Origin of the sequence: Sedimenticola selenatireducens DSM 17993 (genome assembly GCF_000428045.1) — a bacterium.
Lineage (GTDB): Bacteria > Pseudomonadota > Gammaproteobacteria > Chromatiales > Chromatiaceae > Sedimenticola > Sedimenticola selenatireducens.
Genome location: NZ_ATZE01000001.1, coordinates 142641 through 160674, shown reverse-complemented (window position 1 = coordinate 160674; position 18034 = coordinate 142641). Strand labels below are relative to the sequence as shown.

At 54.4% G+C, this 18034-nt stretch carries 15 protein-coding genes; 2 read left to right on the top strand and 13 right to left on the bottom strand.

The features are described 5' to 3' along the window. Positions 1 to 510: 510 nt before the first annotated feature. A complete protein-coding gene (locus tag A3GO_RS0100815; protein ID WP_029131787.1) occupies positions 511 to 1482 on the bottom strand; it encodes an IS5 family transposase in 972 nt (323 codons plus the stop codon). A gap of 99 nt (positions 1483 to 1581) precedes the next feature. Here A3GO_RS0100815 and A3GO_RS0100810 point away from each other — a divergent pair, with 99 nt between their 5' ends. Both A3GO_RS0100810 and A3GO_RS0100805 read left to right on the top strand, forming a co-directional pair. After that, positions 1582 to 3159 (top strand): 5'-methylthioadenosine/S-adenosylhomocysteine nucleosidase family protein, encoded by a 1578-nt coding sequence (locus A3GO_RS0100810; protein WP_029131786.1) that lies wholly within the window; start codon positions 1582 to 1584, stop codon positions 3157 to 3159. A 13-nt stretch (positions 3160 to 3172) separates the two neighbouring features. Further along, positions 3173 to 5479: an ATP-binding protein gene (locus A3GO_RS0100805; protein WP_029131785.1), complete on the top strand. Its 2307-nt coding sequence runs from the start codon at positions 3173 to 3175 to the stop codon at positions 5477 to 5479. Positions 5480 to 5705: 226 nt separating this feature from the next. On the opposite strand, the gene A3GO_RS25070 is transcribed toward A3GO_RS0100805, so the two are convergent. The 12 genes from A3GO_RS25070 to A3GO_RS0100740 form a co-directional block, all read right to left on the bottom strand. Further along, a complete protein-coding gene (locus A3GO_RS25070; RefSeq protein ID WP_157606654.1) occupies positions 5706 to 6266 on the bottom strand; it encodes a DUF998 domain-containing protein in 561 nt (186 codons plus the stop codon). Positions 6267 to 6358: 92 nt separating this feature from the next. Beyond that, a complete protein-coding gene (locus tag A3GO_RS0100795; RefSeq protein ID WP_029131783.1) occupies positions 6359 to 7177 on the bottom strand; it encodes an NYN domain-containing protein in 819 nt (272 codons plus the stop codon). Between the two features lie 483 nt (positions 7178 to 7660). Further along, on the bottom strand, positions 7661 to 8689 hold the full coding sequence (locus A3GO_RS0100785; protein ID WP_029131782.1) for an IS110 family RNA-guided transposase: 1029 nt from the start codon (positions 8687 to 8689) through the stop codon (positions 7661 to 7663). A 128-nt stretch (positions 8690 to 8817) separates the two neighbouring features. Next, positions 8818 to 9261 (bottom strand): DUF6573 family protein, encoded by a 444-nt coding sequence (locus A3GO_RS0100780; protein WP_029131781.1) that lies wholly within the window; start codon positions 9259 to 9261, stop codon positions 8818 to 8820. Between the two features lie 97 nt (positions 9262 to 9358). Then, positions 9359 to 9874, bottom strand: coding sequence for a JAB domain-containing protein (locus tag A3GO_RS0100775; RefSeq protein ID WP_029131780.1), 516 nt, complete (start codon positions 9872 to 9874; stop codon positions 9359 to 9361). Between the two features lie 96 nt (positions 9875 to 9970). Beyond that, positions 9971 to 10375, bottom strand: coding sequence for an STY4534 family ICE replication protein (locus A3GO_RS0100770; RefSeq protein WP_029131779.1), 405 nt, complete (start codon positions 10373 to 10375; stop codon positions 9971 to 9973). A gap of 208 nt (positions 10376 to 10583) precedes the next feature. Further along, a complete protein-coding gene (gene parM / locus A3GO_RS0100765) occupies positions 10584 to 11606 on the bottom strand; it encodes a ParM/StbA family protein (protein ID WP_245621630.1) in 1023 nt (340 codons plus the stop codon). 46 nt (positions 11607 to 11652) lie between these two features. Continuing rightward, entirely contained in the window at positions 11653 to 12000 is a 348-nt protein-coding gene (locus A3GO_RS0100760; protein WP_029131777.1) for a hypothetical protein, read from the bottom strand. Continuing rightward, positions 11987 to 12766, bottom strand: a complete 780-nt coding sequence (locus A3GO_RS21910) for a PFL_4669 family integrating conjugative element protein (protein ID WP_051301689.1) — start codon at positions 12764 to 12766, stop codon at positions 11987 to 11989. Before A3GO_RS21910 ends, A3GO_RS0100760 begins: the two co-directional genes overlap by 14 nt. A 1570-nt stretch (positions 12767 to 14336) precedes the next feature. Further along, entirely contained in the window at positions 14337 to 15524 is a 1188-nt protein-coding gene (locus tag A3GO_RS0100750) for a helix-turn-helix domain-containing protein (protein ID WP_029131776.1), read from the bottom strand. Continuing rightward, positions 15517 to 16116: a DUF2857 domain-containing protein gene (locus A3GO_RS21905; RefSeq protein WP_051301688.1), complete on the bottom strand. Its 600-nt coding sequence runs from the start codon at positions 16114 to 16116 to the stop codon at positions 15517 to 15519. The genes A3GO_RS0100750 and A3GO_RS21905 overlap by 8 nt, the downstream gene beginning before the upstream one ends. Then, positions 16113 to 17714 carry a ParB family protein gene (locus A3GO_RS0100740; RefSeq protein ID WP_051301687.1) on the bottom strand — a complete coding sequence of 534 codons (1602 nt, stop codon included), beginning with the start codon at positions 17712 to 17714 and terminating at the stop codon, positions 16113 to 16115. Before A3GO_RS0100740 ends, A3GO_RS21905 begins: the two co-directional genes overlap by 4 nt. Between the last annotated feature and the right edge of the window lie 320 nt (positions 17715 to 18034).

Genomic DNA, 18034 nt, shown 5'->3' with positions numbered 1-18034 from the left:
CCGAAGCGGGCGTTCAGGATTGGATCTGGCAACGCCGGCAATGGTTTGGTCAACGGTCATAGCTCACGAAACCCGATGGAACGTCGGCTGTCTGGTTCGCCATCCGGCCGTAGTCGGTCCTTGCTGTCCGCACAATGCGAGACAGCCTTCGAGTTTCCGCAGGGCGCTCCTGGGGCCTTTCTCCCTCACACTGATCGAGGACGCCAGATTTTCTTGCGCAGTCCTTATCGTTTGCAGACCGTACTGCGATGAATGACAACCACCTCGAAATACGCAACCACGGCACCCGTGTTCCATCGACAACTCTCTCGATGCATGCGAAACTTGGAGAATAGTAAGGAGCGATTGCATGACATTCACTTAGGGAACATCTGATCAATTGACGAATTAATGATATGGAGCCATCAATTTCATCAGGGCATGCCTTTTTACCGTTCTCAGTCGCCTCTTTCGAAGCTGTACCGGCGACCAATTCATTATCAACGGCCCGAAGGCCAGAGTTCAGGCGTACTACGCCTGCAAAACTAATGTACGTCGCCGCATCAGAGACTTTTTAGCCATGACCAGATTCACCAACGCACAGGATACATAAAGATGATGGGCGTTCTTTGCCAGCCCCTTGTATCGAACCTTGGTGAAGCCGAATTGTCCCTTCATCACACCGAAGACATGCTCTACCCTGGCGCGGATTCTGGACTTGTTTCGGTTTTTGCTCCGTTCATCGTCACTGAGTTTTCGATGGCGAAAGCCCTTCATCTGGGTAAAGTCCTTTGCATGCGGAGCGTGTTCAGTGATGACGTCACCTTTTCCTGTGTAAGCCGAGTCGCCCCAGACACGTGTCTCGTCACCATGCAACAAGTCACCGATAACAACCGAATCATGCACATTGGCAGCAGTGACTGCTACGTGATGAATCAGCTTGGTCCGGCTGTCGACACCGATATGTGCCTTCATGCCGAAGTACCACTGGTTGCCCTTCTTGGTCTGATGCATCTCCGGATCGCGTTGCTTCTTCTTGTTCTTGGTAGAACTGGGGGCATTGATAATCGAAGCATCGACGATGGTGCCCCGGTTCACCTTCAGGCCATTCTCCTGGAGATACTGATTAACCAGATGAAAAAGTTGATCACCCAGATTATGGCGCTCCATCAGATGGCGGAATTTGCAGATTGTAGTTTCGTCCGGCGCTGCTTCCTGGCCAAGATCAATTCCGACAAACTGGCGCATGGCGAGGGAATCATACAGCGCCTCTTCTGCTGCCGGATCAGAGAGATTGAACCAATGCTGGAGAAAATAGATGCGCAGCATCCGCTCGATACCGATGGGACGACGACCAGCACCTTCAGGTTTCGGATAGAACGGCTCAATCGTTTCTACCAGACCCTGCCATGGAATAATAACTTCCATATCATCCAGAAATTTTTCCTTACGGGTTTTCTTGCGAAATTTCTCGAAGCCGTCGGTCAGGGATTGCTGTTTCATGGTAATCAGTTGAAGCCGTGTTTTAGATGATGTCGTATTATCGCTCAAATACGGAATTAATCAGAGATGCCTTAGATGTGAAGCCATAAAGAGGAGCGCATGGAAAATCGATCGTTCGACATTGGCGTCATAATCCCATTGCGTGAAGAATACCGTTATATCCTTGAAGTTGCGCCGCAAATTGACGCGATCGAGCACGAAGGAAGTTACTTCTACGTTTTGGATTTTGGTGGAGTGTCCGCAGTTGCGTGCATATGCAACAGTATGGGGACTCTACCAGCACTTCAGACTACGACTCGGTTACTTGCCTTCGCGGAAATAAAGCTTCTTGTGATCTTAGGACTCGGCGGAGCCCTGGATGGCGATATAGCAGTCGGTGATGTCGTTGTTGGTGAAGAGGTCAATGAATTTCAAGCGAACTCAAAAGCAGAAGCCGCCGGAGATTCGTATGAGATACGTTATTCAGGACGTCATTGGCCATTACAGTTTAGTATTCGTGAGGCCATAGGTCATTTTGAGTTTGCCGCCGCAGCATCCTTCGCGGAATGGCAAGCCGACGCAAGCCATGACTTTCAGGACCTTGCCATCCCCCGAAAGGAGGAAATCTGTTCTGAATTGCCATCACTCCACATTGGGCCAATAGCGTCGGGGAATACCGTCGCCGCCTCTACCGCGTTTGTGGAAGAAGTGAAACGTGTAAACAGGAAGTTTGCTGCAATCGACATGGAGTCAGCCGGCGCGGTATCTGCGGCGTCTGACCGCGTACATCCTGTTCCCTGCCTTGTAGTACGTGGTATGTCCGATCACGCAAATGAAGGAAAGAAGTCACTTGATGAACAAGGCAAGAGGGCGTGGCGAAGATACTGCGTTCGTAACGCAGCGTCATTCCTAAAGCACTTGCTAGCGTGGGACGGATTCAAAAACGCCTGTTCTTTCAATGTTGCCACCCACAACACGTTTGGCGACTTGTTGTGTGAAGCAATTCAAGGATTGAAAGGTTCAGTAGGGGGGCGTTGGTTGTTGGCCGTCACCTTTGAGTATTACTTTCATGGCCCACATGCGACGGCCGGCGGATCTATCGTTCCAATGGATGTCAGTCGACTTCGCATCGAATCCACTCGATTCTCAATGTTACTTGACGAGGCAGATGCCGCGAGACAAGCTCTTGAAGCAAGTCGAGATGTTAAATCCGCCGTTTCCCGATTCGCGAGTCTAGCTCACAGCTTCCAAGCGGAGTTCAAGTCTGCTGCTATCGATTCGCTTCTCAATGACTTTGACCAAGTTGCTGCTGCAAGTATGTGTCCGGATGATGGCAATGACGCTTCCGCTACGTTGCTTTTGCAGGCAGAACGTTTGGAGGAAGAGGTTGGACTAGAGGCCGTCGCCGAGTATCTGGTGGAGGTCGGGTCTGCGCCAGCCGCAGTGCGAGAGCGGCTGGTCCAAACGTGGGCCGAGTTAAAACGATGGGGAGAAATCGTCTGTGCTCTCAAGGTAGTTCCTTTCGAAGATCTGACACGTAGCGAGTTGGAAAACCTCATTTTCGCATTCGCTGCAACGGGAGATGGCAGGATGGCTAGCACCACTTCGGTGACTCACAAGGAGAAATACACTGACAAGGCAGCAAAGCTTTTTCAGCAACAACTTGCAGTTCAGTTCCCGTTTCTCGGGGGGAAATAGGCGGAGGAGAGTTATGAGCGGCGAATCCCATCCGATCGAGGTCGATCTAGAGCGAATACTTCCAATTCTGGCGCGGGAGATTTACACATCGCCATTTGCATTTCTCCGTGAGAATGTCCAGAACGCGTTCGACGCGATTCGGGTACAAGTATTCCGGGACCAATCCAATGATATCTCGCGGGAGCATCAAATACTGATTTCCGTAGATAGAAACCGGCTTTCTATTTCCGATACGGGAATTGGAATGTCCCGAGACGATTTAAGTCAGTTCTTTTGGAGTATCGGCAAGAGCGGAAAGCATACGTCTGAAGCAAAGTCGGCAGGAGTCGTTGGGACTTTCGGCATAGGTGGCATGGCAAACTTTGGTGTCTGTTCCCGGCTGGAGGTGTTGACTCGGCCGCACTCCGCCGAATCACCGGTGCTTAGCTTCGCGGAACGGTCGCAGCTTTCGGCGAAAGAGAACTGCGTATTTTATGAAAACGGACCTTCGACGGTCGAGCCCGGAACTACTGTAACCGGCACTCTTCTCGAACCGATCTCGGTCAACCAGGTTAAGGAATATCTGACTCCGATTGTTCAATTCCTCAGCGTTCCCGTAGTCGTTGGCAGTGACCTTTTGAGCCAGCAAGCGTTTCCATCGGTTAAGCGAATCGACGGTGCCGAACGCGACATCAGCTCCGGTCCGATAGAGGCTCGTGTGTACATCCGAGCGATGCAGAATGGTCAAGCTGAAGTACAAGTAGACCGATTGAAATGGAATGGCATTGACACCGACGTTTCCGCCGTGTTTTCGACGTCGCTGGGAGTCGTGTCGGCCTATCAGCACGGATTTATGCTTGCCAATGTTCCTGTCACAACCGTGTTTGGTCTCGGCGGGGTCATCAACAGTTCAGTGCTACGACCCACTGCTGGACGGGAAGCAGTTACCGACGAAAGCCGTTCATTAGTTCAAAATCTTCTCGCTGCAATTGAGGGTGGACTTGCTACCCACATATCGGAGGCAGCTGGGCTTCCAGAGAGGTTCTCGTCGTTCTATCGCTACCTCGTACAATACGGCAGGTGGGATCTTGCTGGACCAGCCACGGTTCGTGTCTTTGGACGAAGCGTTCGTGCGCGATTGGATTCCTTTACAGGAGCAACTCAGGGTAGCGTCTTCTTTGCTCGAGACGGTCATGATCAATCGATCATACAAGCCTACAACGAACAGAACAAATCAGTCGTGCTCTTGTCGTCCGACGGACACAGACAAAAAGTGGAACGCAATTATCTGCAGCAGCTGTGTAAGGCGTCTCCACTTGAGGACCGAGTTACGTGCATTCGCACTGTGAGCGACCTTACATTTTCTGAAACGGCACTCAAGTACCAACTCCACGAACGGCTTCGAAGCCAGTTCCTGATCGACGGGTTATTCGTTCGAGCCGGAGAGCTGTCACACAATGCCATGCTATGGACGCCTCCATCTGCAAAGAATACCGAACGTGTTCTATTTGTTGATTTCCAACATCCGCAGATTTCACGCTTGGTTGAACTCCGAGAATCGCTGTCATTCGACGCAGTATTCGACATATTTATTCGCGATGCGGTCTTGCCACATCTTGAGTCGGCGTTCCCGGACCTTCGGAAGCGGGATTTTGACTCTTTGTTGCGAAAGCTCCAGTCAACGGTTGAATACTTCGAGATTGATCCCAGTGATGTTGGCAGGATTCAGCAACTGGCGGCAATAACAAACATGTCTCCTGAGGATGTTGCTGCGGTGTTTGGGGCAAGACGCCCTGGAAACCCGAGGCCGACATCGGTAGGGCGGCGAGACGTGGCATCGGTCAAAGAACAAGTGGACCGCGTGGTCGAGCAGTCTGCGGGCAAATCACCGGAAGAGACTCGACGCGAGCTTGAGGAACTGCTTATCGAGACCGATGTTGACGCGAAAATTCTTGATGCCTCTCAGGTCCAGATTCAACTTGGGTTGTCTAGGTATTACATTGCTCTAACACGGGACGCCCACGTCCTTTATCGACGGGTGTTTTTGGAACGCAATCCAACAACTGATTTCTCCTGGGGCGGGCACCGAGCAGGTTACCTCTTCTACAGCGCCGGGTCTGCCGTCGTCTATTACGACATTCAGTTCGAGGAAGTTCTAGGCGAGCGTGCAGGACACTGTAGATCCGGCACCAAGACTCTCGAAACGAAACCGCTCGTGCTCAGGAACAACGTATTCCTTCCGATCCCCATGGAGTTTGAGCCACACATGGTGCCAACGGATACAACATTGAAATTTACCGTTCGTCACCAAATCCTTGGCGTTAGTCGTGATGGCATCTAATTCGCTGTCATGCGACGAGTTTCAAAAGCGACTATGTTCGACAAGCTAGAAAGTTTCCTTAGTTTGCCAGTCAGGAAATCAAAAGCGGTCGTTCGGCGAGATTTCTGATCTACGACCGGTGACCAGCCCATAGCAGTCATTGCCCAGCCTGAATCCCAACGGCAGCTCCGGTCGACTACCGGACGCCAGCACTGTAAGAACCTCACAATGGATTTGACACCCTCCTTCACGATCGCCGCAGCAGTCGCGAGGATAGAATGGCCAACCATAACAACAAGCAAGCGGCAGCAAGGCGTTGCGCAATTCCAATCGGTATTACGTTCCCCAGAGCAACACTTGCAGCAACCCCGGCGGCCAATGTCCAGGATATTATCGGCGGAGCAGCGATGGATGCGCCGCCTGCGCTCGAAGGAAACAGATACATGGCCAGGACAGAGAGTACGAAGGCCAGCGTGATGGCGCCAATATGTATTGTTGAAGTATCTCCCAAAGGAAAAACGCCGGCTGTCAAGAACAGTACCGCCGCGATGCTCAACAATACCCGATAGCCCCACGCGGCGCTGTGGTCCGCTATTGCCGCTTGCACGCCAAATACAGCCACAGCAAGACCTGAAAATGCCACAAACATTGCCCATCCATATTTCCCAAGGGCCAGCTCACTCACTAATTGGTGCCGTGGGTCATAGCCAGACTGGAGCAAATGAAGCGCGATAACAGTCACGATGAATACTGCGACTCCGACAATCATTGCAACGGGACCCCAATCTCGTTTCGTTATCTGTTTCACCGGCAATCCGAAATGTTTCTGTCCTTTCTGAGAATCAACCGCCCGGCAGACGCCGAACGATTTCTAAATTTGGTGCTGATCATTTTAGAATGCTACTTGGCGCGCACGTACAACACCTTCGCATCTGAACCATTCACCTTCCTTTTCTCGATACAAAAGATATCGGTTTTCGCCGCCACGAGTTCACTGAGTTTTTTGAAACCATAGAGCCGTGCGTCAAAGTCCGGTTGCAATTTTGTCAGGTAGCTTCCGAAGGTTCCAAGATTCGCCCATCCGGCATCATCACTTGCCTGCTCAAGTGCTTGAAGAATAAACTCGCGCGGAAATTCCTTGGTTGGCATTTCCTTGCTGGCAGCTGTTTCAGGGGATGATGTGGACGGAGCAGGCTTTGAAGTAGTTCCCTTCTTGGTAGACTTTAATTGGGTATTTTCTGAGGGAAGTGGCCGAAGCACTTCAGTAAAGATAAATTTGTGACAAGCATTCCGAAAAGCATCAGGAGTTTTCTGCTCGCCAAAACCCAGAACAGTGAGCCCTTCCTCCCGTATACGAAGCGCCAATCCTGTGAAATCGCTATCGCTTGATACCAGGCAAAATCCATCAAAGCGCCTCGTGTACAACAGATCCATCGCATCGATAATGAGCGTGCTATCCGTGGCATTTTTACCGGTCGTATAGGCAAATTGTTGTACCGGCTTGATGGCATGTTTGTTCAGAACCTTCTTCCATTGCGAACTTGCTGGTGATGTAAAGTCTCCATATATCCGCTTTACAGTTGCTTCGCCGAACCTCGCGATTTCTGCAAGAAGTCCTTCGATTACCGCTGCCTGGGCGTTGTCTGCATCAATGAGTACCGCCAGGCGGAGTGATGGCTCTTCTGCTTCTATTTTTGCTACAAGCCTGGGGCTTACCATGGAGTGCTCTCCCTACTTTAAAAATAAAATAAACGGACAGCTCGGTCCGTATACCAATTCCTTTGTTGCCACTCCTATTGTCTCAGAAAGAGATTTGTCAAGGATAGTTTGTATCGTATCCAGATGACTTCCTATCAAGGATACTCGCATACTGAAAGAATCGCAGGAAGTACCCGTTTTTGAGAACTGCAAGAAGGAGGGAGTGCCGCTTTAACCCATATATGGACCCTTCCCGCATTGCAAGACCTTTTTTGCCGATGACAGGGACAGAATTGCTTCCATATATTCGGCCTACTTGTGAGGCATTCTTTTGCCTCTGGCCATGATGATTTCCGCGCGCATCGCCCTTATCAAGCGGACGGCTTTAAAAAGCCTTGGGTTAAAGCAGGTTCTCGATACGCCGGTGTTCTGTTTTGTCATCACGTCATAAAAAGTCTTCGCAATCAAATTGAAGGCCACCTGTAAACTCTTTCTCCTGCTGCCTCAAATTCTGGTTATTGATGCCGGCCGATAATGCTCACCTCGGCTCAAGACAACCCAGGCAATACGCACCAATTTGTTGGCCAAAGCTACGGACGCTACATTGGATCCGCTCCTGGCCTGAATTCCTCGGATCCACAAGCTGAGTGGATCCTCTTTGTGCTTCGCGTAGCTCGCCACGGTGCGAGCCCCGTGGATAATCATGGCCCGTAAACGCCGATCTCCGGCCTTGGTGATTCCCAGAAGACGCGGTTTACCACCAGTGGAATACTGCCGCGGCACTAACCCCATCCAAGCTGACAGACCACGACCATTCTTGAATACTCGGGCATCGCCCACCGCTGCCACTAACGCCGTGGAGACAATAGCACCGAAACCAGGTATCTCGTCCAAGCGCTGACACGCTTCATCAGTTCGACAGACAGATTCCAAACGCTGTGCATACCAATTGATTCGCTGTTCCAGATCCAGCAATTGTTCCCTGGTCTCCGAAAGCACTTCGCGAAGCAGATCGGAGATCCCATTTTCAGCATCTTCGAGCAAATAGGGTAACTGTCTGCGGAAAATACCGATCCCCTTCGGCATAACCAGCCCCTGTTCCGCCAGAAGACCGCGTGCCCGGTTCACTAGCGCCGTTCGATCCTTCACCAGGCCTTCACGCCTGCGATGCAATACCTGCATATCTTGCTGCGCCTCACTTTTCGTCGGCACGAAACGCATACGTGGTTGTATAACCGCCTCGCATAAAGCACCGGCATCGTTATAGTCGTTCTTTTGACTACGCAGATATGGTTTCACAAACTTCGGATTAATTAGTCGTACCTCATGGCCCATATGGCTGAACTGGCGAGACCAATAATGCGCGCCGCCACATGCTTCGATGGCAACCAGGCACACAGGAAGGTTGGCAAAATACTGCAATACCTCAGATCGTTTAAGGCGTTTCTTGAACTCCTGCTCACCGCTGCTTGTTGTACCCACCAGATGAAACACGTTCTTCGCAATATCCAAACCAATCGTCGTAATGTTCATCGTAGACCTCCCGCTTCACCGAAAAGCTTCCTAAACCTATTGTGGTTTACCGAAAGCCTCCGAGGAAGCGGGATGGGTCCATATCATCAAGCGGCAAGGGGCAAGATGCCGGAAGATTCCGGCTGTTTTCAGTCCTCTGTAAGAAGCAAGACAGTTATGACCGGTTCACCATGATCACCGGGACCGATGATCAGTTTCAGCGTTACCGGCTTTGCCTCGGTAGAAAACCCATCACGCGGGACCCGGTAGAGCTCATACCGGAGCATTCCGTATAGGAGCCGATCACTGGATTCCTCACTGGTTTGAATGGCAAAGGCCGCCATGAACAGCACGTCGTACAGCCTTCCGGACTGATCCTGAAAAGGCATTTTCTGACTGTCGCTGTCGGTCCAGGCGACACAGTCGGCCCAGACAGCAGCTGTCATAGCAACCGGAAACTTGAACCCAAGTTCCTTTGCTATCGGACCCGCATCGATCAGTACACCATCTTCGATGGCCTGGGCACGGGTATAGGTGGAGATGACTTCACCGAAAAAAGATTCCTCAGTGTAATCTGTTGAAGCATTGGACATTGTTATTCTCCTTTTGGAAAGATGCCGAGTCACACTCCCTTCCCTACCGGGAAAGAGAATGCTTTCCCGACAGGGTTTGTGAAAAACTATCGAACCGTTAAATGAGCCCCCGATCTGCGAACGAGATACTTTCACCGGCGGTGACGACCAAGTGGTCGAGCACCCGCACGTCAACCAGTGCAAGGGCTTCTTTCAACCGACGGGTAATCGCCTCGTCTGCATGACTGGGTTCAGCCACGCCGGAGGGGTGGTTGTGGTAAAAAATGATCGCGGCGGCATTGAGCTCGAGCGCCTGCTGCACCACGACCCGTGGATGAACCGAAGCGCCATCGATGGTGCCGTGAAACAACTCGGCGACCTTGATGATCCGATGGCGGTTTGTAAGAAACAGACATCCGAACACCTCGTTCTTGTATTCAGCCAGTCGCAGACGCAGATAACTGCGCGTCTCCTCCGGGCTGGTCAGCGCCTTTCCCGGCTGGTGCTGCTCTGCTAGCAGGGTCAGCGCCAATGCCTTGAGTGACTGCTTCTCCGCGTCGTTGAGTTCAGATAACGAAAAACCATCGAAACGGTCTTTCGTTCTCTTCGTTACGGTTGATGCCGTGGTTGTCATGACTGATCTCCTCGAAATGAAGGGAAGATCAGTCCCGGGGGGAGTGATCCCCCAGGGGTGGAAGTGGGCCGGATAAGTTATCCGGCGGGTGTGAAGTTACGCAGCGTGTTCCTGGTCCTTATAGAACGGCTGACCGTCGACCTTGGCCCATGACACACGCAACAGTCGGGCCTTGAGACTGACACCGGTCTCTCCGGCTTTTTCCCCGCTCTTAAAGATGAAGGACTCCGCATACAGGTCACTGAGTGTGAACCCGATGAGCACCTTCAATTTGCCCTCGAGCGCCGGCTGAACCTGGCGCATGACTTTCTGCGCCTGGATACCGGACACGCGACACTCGAAGTGCGTGTACTGGGCGTTGTCGACGCTGCCCCGAAGTGCAGCGATGGTGACGCTGAGGAAGGGGGTACCCTCTTTCGGTGTCACCTCACGGACACGGTTGAGATACCCGATGCCGCTGGTGTGAAGATCGAAATACTTTTGACTTTCGTTATTTGACATTGTGCTTTCTCCATGGGGTTGGTTTGGTCCGGAGAAGCACAACTCCCTGGCGGGAGTGCTTCCCCGGCAAGGTAGTTGAAACGGTAGTTATTTTCCGTTTCGTTGAAGGTGGACCGGCGACTTGCATCGCTGCACCTGTTACCCGGTCCGAAGGTGCCTGTTTGCCACTGAGTCCGCAGTGACCACGTATAAATTCATCTGCTGCCGTTCAGGCCGCATCGGAGGCCTCGCAGACATAGCGCAGGTACTTCAGCATGCCGCGCGCATTGGCGAAGGCGGGATGTTCGGCGATGGCCTGGTTTGGGAACCAGTCCCGGATCTGCGCGGCGAGTGCGACCGTGCCGCCACCCACGAACAGAATCCGCTCGAGTTCCGCGCCCTGGCCCAGCTGTCGCTGTGTCTCACTGTGCAGGCGTTCGACCATTTGCCGCTGCGCCTGCTGCACCAGATCTGTGACATCCTGGTTTTCTCCGAACAGCCGAACCGTACCAGACTGGATCGACGCCTCGACCCTGCGCTCGCTCACCGTTTCCAGGTCGAACCGGGCACGGATGCCATCGGCCAGCTCCCGTTTCACGTCCAGCAGCCCGCAGCGCAGCGAACCCGATGCGTTATGCACAACCGCCTGATCCGCCACCACCACGTAATCGGTGGTCCGCCCGCCGATATCGACCACGGCCAGCGGGGCCTGCAGTCGCTCGGGCTCGAGCTGTACACCCTCATTGGATTCGGTGATGACATAGTCATACCAGGCAGCCAGCGCTTCCGGGATTACCTCGTGAAAGGCGATCCCGGCCGGGAGACGCCCGTCGAACGGCTGCACAACCTGTTTCAGGCTGGCGCGCTTCCTGGCCAGGGTCTCCTCCCTTCGGCTGCCGTCCTTGAGATAGAAGCTGCCGACCGGCAGTCCGGAGACGGCATGCACCGAATGTCCCTCCAGCCCCGCCTGTTGCAGCGCATGCTGGACGATGGCCCGATTGAGACCGGAGAACGGATAGGCATCGAACTCGGTCGGCTCGCCCTCAACCTCGCCGACGGCGAAGATCTGTTTTTCGGTCTCGTACTCGAAGATGCGCTGCTCGGCGCTGTCGATCCAGGTGACATTGGCTTTTCCCAGCCGGGCACGTGACGGGATCGCGAACATTTGCCCATTTGGCAGTACCAGCTTGGTGTACGCGTAGCCATCGTCGAGACCGACAGGCACCGGGTTCATTGATTTGGGAGAGGTCATCGGTTCGCTATTCCTTGTGTCCTTGGTTGAGTCTCGGTCCAGTCGCTCATCCAATCACGCGGCCCAGCCCCGCGAAGGGCTTTCCGTTGGTGATCGCTGCTGCAGTCGGTGCCGCTGACGAAGCGGTGGGCGGTGAATGTTGGGGTTGCGGAGTTGAGTCCGCCGCCAACCAGCGGGAGAAGGAAATCGGCGCGCCGTTCTCTGGTTCTGCGGCAGTCGTGCGCAGCAGCTGGCACTCGGCCCGAAAGCCCTGCACCAGCAGTCCGCGCAACCACTCCTGACGGCGGCGTGCCGGAACGCGTTCGATCCGTGTCAGGATGATCGCCTCCAGCGCGATCCGGCTGTCTAACTGCAGGGTGATGCGAGAACCACATAACGATCTACTCCTCGCCATGCCGCGAATCGGAATCTGGCACCGGCCGCAAAGATGTCTCTGTTGCGGCTTTGCGGTATCCCTCCGGAAAGTTCAGCTTGCGCGGAACCTCGGGTGCCTGCTGCTCGCCGGACAATACCACTGGCGGGAGATCACCCATCAGTGCCTGCGCCCGCTTAGCCTTCTCATCCTGTCGCTGAACCGATGCCCGATCAATGCCCAGAAATCGGTAACTCTGGGGAAGCAGAAAGACTCCACGGATGCGACGGCCCGCCAGTTGAGCGGATCGTTCCGTGGATGCACGATCCAGCAGGCCAACGTGGCAGCCGCTCAGCAAGGTGCGCACCAGGGTGTCGTACTCGCCGATCAGATGCGCGCCCTGGTAGGCGTAGGGGTTGGCAAACTGCAAAGGGATGCGATAAGGACGCAGTGACGCTGCCACCCGCACCTCGATGGACGGAGACTGTGCCAGCTTTTCATCGATCTCGGACTGTGACCGGCGCACGAGCTCACGCGCCTGGTCGATCGCCTCATGGATCCTGATCAGCCACCAGTCCGCATAGGGGTCATCGTTACGGGCCGCCTGCCAGATCAGTCTCAACCGGTCGGCGAATCCGACCAGGCCGATGATGGCAGGTTTCTCATTGCTGCCGTTGCGGCCCTGGATCAGGCGTTGGGCCTGTCGGGTCTGGACGGTCAACCAGGCCTGGCCACGAAGTGCGCCCAGAGTCGGTTGTGGAGTGAGGCTGGGGATCTGGTCGGTGCTTGCGGGAGTGTCTGAACGCATCGGGTTTGCCCTGGCGGTTGGGTCGATGGAAGTTGACCCCAATTTGCCTGTCTGCCCGGCTCAGTGACAAGCGGAAACCCTGCACGGTTGTGTCGTGGTTAATTGGCAGGGTACGGCGGAAATGGAAGGGACACGGCAGTGAGTGGTTCGCGCGCGCACGCGGAATATTTATAAAAAAACAAAAAAAGTAGTAGTAGTGTTTTATAAATAAAAACTACTACTACCCGTGTTCGAATTTCAGTTGACCGAATATCGGACAGGTTTCGGAGTGGAAAAGTGCTGACAGTGTCAGCATCATGTAACGCTGGGAAGTGCTACATTCCCTCTTTCTCTATTCGTACCACAACCAGGAAGCAGCGGGGAAGACTGATTATTTTCTATTTATTATCAACTTGTTGCTGCTACTTCATTACACTGTCTGTCAAGATATCGAGGTCCCGGTATTCAGCTGAAACGTGTGATCACCAAGCGAGCTGCTCGATCGATTTCCAGCAAAAACGAGCGCCAGGCACCAAGTTTGATTGTCCGAATATCGGACACACCCCGCCTGAGTTATCCACAGACTAAGGTTGCATCACGACTTGCTCGTCCGAAAATCGGACAGGTCTTGGAATGGAAAAGTACCCACAGTGCCAGCGGACTTCATCGTGCAGACAGGCTTAGCGTTATCGATTCCATCCGCTGCCCAACATGCTGGAAATGGTTAAATCAGATTTTATTATCAATGTTATCAATAAGATCCATCTGCTTTCCGGCACTTGACGCAAGGCCACACTCGTCCTGAATTTCAGATCAGGTAGAACATTGGGACCGGATTCGATTTCAGTTGACCGAATATCGGACACACACCCCGCCCGAGTTATCCACAAACCAAGGGTTCATCCTGACCCACTCGTCCGAATATCGGACAGGTTTTGAGTTGGAAAAGTGCTGACAGTGTCAGCACTTTCCAACGTATGTGATTGCTTTGCTTTCTCAATTTCTTCCTCATCTCAACTCTATAAAGACGAGTTTATATTTAATAATAACTATACTATTCAATATTATTTTTAACTTTCATTATATATTACATCTATATTTTTTGGCCTGGCTCTCTAACCCTGCAGGCAAGCAGCCGGCTTTCCGGAAGGCCCGGTTTTCGCCGAAACTAGTGCCTTGTCCGATATTCGGTCGACCGAATATCGGACAGACCTTCCACCAAAGTTATCCACAAACTACCGGGTCATCCTGATCCACCCGTCCGAATATCGGACACACGAGGTATCTATTCCGAAATTTGAACTGGGTAAAACAGGGATGCATTTTCTCTCTATTGATGGTCACTGCTTAGCACCTCACCCATTTTCATACCGCCGGATAGTGGTCCGTTGGGATAGTTCAGCTGCCTGTAGGCCAACTACCAACGATCGAGTTGGCGTATTTCGTATCCGCCATGCAGTGATGCCTTACTTTTTTAGGAAGTCCCTGTCGAACAAGTCTACCGACTCAAACTGCACCGGGCAGTGGATGTCCTTGGGCACAGGCGCGTCAGGTGTAGAGACCGGGAATACGAAGGTGTGAGCTTAAACTTTCAATCGTTCGGTGAGGATCCGGACGTTTTCGATGCATCCGGATCTGAGCGGTCATACTGACCGAGGGACGCCTTCATCCTTGACAACGCATCGATGCCGGTTTTCAGCTGGTCTCTCAACTTACGGGGATCAGTGTGATTGGGACGTTGGATTAGATGCTGTGATCGCTTCCTCGCCTTCTCTCTTGCTGCTCTCTCTGCCTGTACCGGGACACCCAGGTTCAGCTTGAATTTTCCATTGCGCATAGCCTTGCACAGGCTGTAGAGAAAACTCATCTCATCATAGAGGGGGCGCATGCCTCTTGTCTCGGAGCGGAAACGGCCCTCCAGTTCGTCGAGGATCGGTTGTCGCTGCTCGGGCAGGACACAGGAAAGATAGCGATGCGTCAGTTCGCGCGGGTTCTCCCCGAGTCGCTTTGGATAGATCAACGGGTCGCCGTCGATTCCGGTTATTGGCGCAGTGTCTGCGACAGGGCGTGTCTGGGTAACAGATGACTCGGGTTCCGGTCTTTCAGTCTTGGGTGCGTTTGGCCGGGTATTCTGCGCTTCTTCGACCGCCGGTCCGCTACAAGCGTTGGAACGACCAGCAGCCTCATTGGTCAGGGATTCCACTGCGTCTCTGTGTCCGCAAGTCGGGTGATCACTGGCACACACGTTGACACCGCGCCGGATATCCTCGTCCAGGGTTGCCAGTACGCCCTTGACCACATGGCGCACCCGGGCATGGACATTCTTCTGAGCGTCCCGGAGAAAGGCCATATAACCGGTGTCCAGGTACAGCACATCAGCCAGGGGAAGGGGTTCACCATGCAGGGCGAACACGTTGCCCCGGACGCGTGTACAGAGGGTCAGCCAGCGTGTGGCACGCAGCACCGCAATGGCGCGTGCAACCGTGGATCTGGAAGCAATATTGGCGGTCTTGCAGATATCGCTGGAACTCGGAAAGGCGGCATACCCGCGGGTAGCACGGGCCTGCAGCAGCATAGTCATCCAAGCCAGTTTGTCCACTGGCTCGAGTACCGGGTCCTGTACCACCCGAACCGGAAACGCCGTCAGCCGGTTATCGAGGAACAGCATGCCATCACCGTGCCGTTTTGGTTCATTGACCGAGATCCGTTCGATAGTCGTCTCGATCAGGGTACCCAGCGCGAGTATCTCGGGACGAACGTTGGCCTGGTGTTTATCCATGCGGGTTATCCACGTGCGCAACGACATCCTTCGGGTCACCATACTCCGACCATTGCCGGGTCAGGTGCCAGATGGCGCGCAGTCCGATGCCGGTCTCCCGGTGAAGTTCTAGATAGCCATCGGGCGCCGGCAGTTCGGGGGTGTCGGGATCGACTCGGGCCACCCAGGCGGCCCACAGCGTGTGACTGGTCGCCTCGTCCGGCTCCGGCGGTCGACCTACCGCGGGGTCAACGGAGAAGGATCGGCGCAGCCGACTGTACTCCCGGGCATTGAAGCCGAACAGGGTCTGCATCATCTCCAGCGGGGCATCAGCGGCGATCAGGTTGTGCTGTAGCTCTTCAGACTGGCGCTGGCGCTGCAGGTTGTCCACCATCGGCCAGTAAACCTGCCGGTCGAGACGAATACGCAGGCAATGGGCGCGCAACGACTCTACCCGGTAGAGATCACTCAAGGTCATGGCGCGCAGCGCCTCGATCTCATGTGGTCCGAAGTTCATGTTGCGCAGTGCCGCTCGGTCGCCTTCGGCCAAGCAGCGCAGTGCGTACATCAGCACCGCAGTGACCAGATCGGACTCTTTGGTACAGACGCTCATGGCGCTGCCCAGAGATCGAGTTGCCGCTCCTCTGCCAGATGGTGCATCCGGCGGTAGCAGTCCATCAGGTTCAACAGATCCATCCAGTCCCTGTCGCCCAGCCGGCGCCACAGGCGGTGGCCGGTCTGGCCCGGGTCCAGCGTCCAGACACTGTCGAACAGCCGCGCTGGATCCTGCTGCTCCAGCGCTTGTCGCAGCACAGACTCAGTGGGCAGGTGCGGCAGGATGGATGCGGCGGGAGCGACGGTCAGTTCCGCACAAGCAGCCAGTTGCCACCAGATCAACGAGAGCTGACTCAGGGTCGCCTCGTCCAGCTGATCGGCCAGGGCCGGATCGGGTACGTCGCGCAGTGTAAACCCAAGCCCTTGTCTGGACAGCGGCAGCACCAGGTCGCTCAGCCCATTGCGCTGGGCCATTCTGGACGCCAGGGTCCAGGCGCGGGCACGCAGCGATTTCAGATCGGCGGAGCCAGCGACACCGACGCCCGCCGGTGCCTCATCCAGAATTGTCGTATCCGGGAACTCAAAGTCATTCGACGCCGGGGCTATGCCAACTTCGTTATCGGGAAGTGCTTCCGCTACCGGATCGACATCAGGGTCTTCGGAAATATCAGAGTCGGGTGAACAATCAGCCAATGGTTGATCCTGGCGTTTGCCAGGTTCCGGGGCGAGGGATACTGGACTATCAAATTTGGTGTTGGCGGGAGGCTTATCGAGCCAGTCGACGTCGTCTTCGTCTAAATCCGGGTCTTCTTCCGGCGGCGGTATCATCACTGCCCGCCCTTCGATCCGCGCATCCAGTTCCATCCGGATCAGGTGAACACTGACATCGGCCTGTTCGGCGATCTCGCTCTCGAGTGCGTTGCGCAACAGTTCGGTATCCCAGTCGGGGTCGTCGTAGCGCTGGCACAATGCGGCGAATACCGGATCGAAGGTCGTATCTGCCCCCAGCTCATGCGACTGCCAGACCTGCCGCGCCGCCCGTTCCAGCGCCCGGATCTTCTGCACCTGTGGTCGGCCCAGGCCGGCATGCAGTGCCTGCGGGATCAATGGCAGCAGGGTCTGGACGGCGTACCCCATGCGCGAAACCAATCCGCTGCTGAGGGCGTACCCGCCCTGCTGCAGCGCGGATTCAAGGCGTCGCTGGGAGAGCTCCTCAATCTGACACTCGGTTTCCAGCAGTCTCTTGATCTCCAGTATCGCGCGCGCCTTGTCGATGAAGGTCAGACCGCCGCGAAGATCATTCTCCCGCAGGTGCGCCAGCAACACCTCCGACTCGCAATGCCAAGGCTTGAACAGGCAGGCCACGGTTGCGTATCGCGCCTCACCCGTCTCCTCGTACAATGACTTCAGCACCCGCAAACGGGTGTTGCCGCCGGAGTGGACGATGTAATCATCGGCGCCTGGCCGCTGCGTAATGGTCAGGGGTTGATCGAGCCCGGTTGCACGGATGGAGGCTTTGATCCGGTCGTACTCCGGGTTGTTACCCTGGCGGGGATTGCGTTCGTAGGGGTGTATACGATCGATCGGCAATACCATCGGGGCCGGCTGATTCACTTCGGTTTCAACGACAGGCTCCCGGCGTAAATGTTCATCCATTGCACTCCCCTCTTGCTTTGCAATTGATTGACCACAAGAGACTTCGATCTGCCGCAATACCGAAATAGAGGCGAACAGCTTCCAGCGTATCTCCTTCGTGATTTGACTTTTATGGTAATCAATTCAGGCGTAATCAAAAACAAAAGTAGATGCCCGCTTACGGCGCGCTTTCGATCTTGTTTATTTAAAAACAACGAACAAAGGAGTGTGTCGGCTTGAGCACGAAGAAACGGGCCGGAGGACAACGAAAACCGCCAAAGACAGGGAATCATGATTTGCGGCGGAAACTATCGCGGGCCGCTATTGGTCCGGTTTGGCCC

Coding starts and splice junctions, on each gene's coding strand:
- A3GO_RS21910 (WP_051301689.1), bottom strand. CDS start 12,766: ATGCGTTCAGACACTCCCGCAAGCACCGACCAGATCCCCAGCCTCACT.
- A3GO_RS0100750 (WP_029131776.1), bottom strand. CDS start 15,524: ATGGATAAACACCAGGCCAACGTTCGTCCCGAGATACTCGCGCTGGGT.
- A3GO_RS0100775 (WP_029131780.1), bottom strand. CDS start 9,874: ATGACAACCACGGCATCAACCGTAACGAAGAGAACGAAAGACCGTTTC.
- A3GO_RS0100815 (WP_029131787.1), bottom strand. CDS start 1,482: ATGAAACAGCAATCCCTGACCGACGGCTTCGAGAAATTTCGCAAGAAA.
- A3GO_RS0100805 (WP_029131785.1), top strand. CDS start 3,173: ATGAGCGGCGAATCCCATCCGATCGAGGTCGATCTAGAGCGAATACTT.
- A3GO_RS0100785 (WP_029131782.1), bottom strand. CDS start 8,689: ATGAACATTACGACGATTGGTTTGGATATTGCGAAGAACGTGTTTCAT.
- A3GO_RS21905 (WP_051301688.1), bottom strand. CDS start 16,116: ATGAGCGTCTGTACCAAAGAGTCCGATCTGGTCACTGCGGTGCTGATG.
- A3GO_RS0100770 (WP_029131779.1), bottom strand. CDS start 10,375: ATGTCAAATAACGAAAGTCAAAAGTATTTCGATCTTCACACCAGCGGC.
- parM (WP_245621630.1), bottom strand. CDS start 11,606: ATGACCTCTCCCAAATCAATGAACCCGGTGCCTGTCGGTCTCGACGAT.
- A3GO_RS0100780 (WP_029131781.1), bottom strand. CDS start 9,261: ATGTCCAATGCTTCAACAGATTACACTGAGGAATCTTTTTTCGGTGAA.
- A3GO_RS0100795 (WP_029131783.1), bottom strand. CDS start 7,177: ATGGTAAGCCCCAGGCTTGTAGCAAAAATAGAAGCAGAAGAGCCATCA.
- A3GO_RS0100760 (WP_029131777.1), bottom strand. CDS start 12,000: ATGGCGAGGAGTAGATCGTTATGTGGTTCTCGCATCACCCTGCAGTTA.
- A3GO_RS0100810 (WP_029131786.1), top strand. CDS start 1,582: ATGGAAAATCGATCGTTCGACATTGGCGTCATAATCCCATTGCGTGAA.
- A3GO_RS0100740 (WP_051301687.1), bottom strand. CDS start 17,714: ATGGATGAACATTTACGCCGGGAGCCTGTCGTTGAAACCGAAGTGAAT.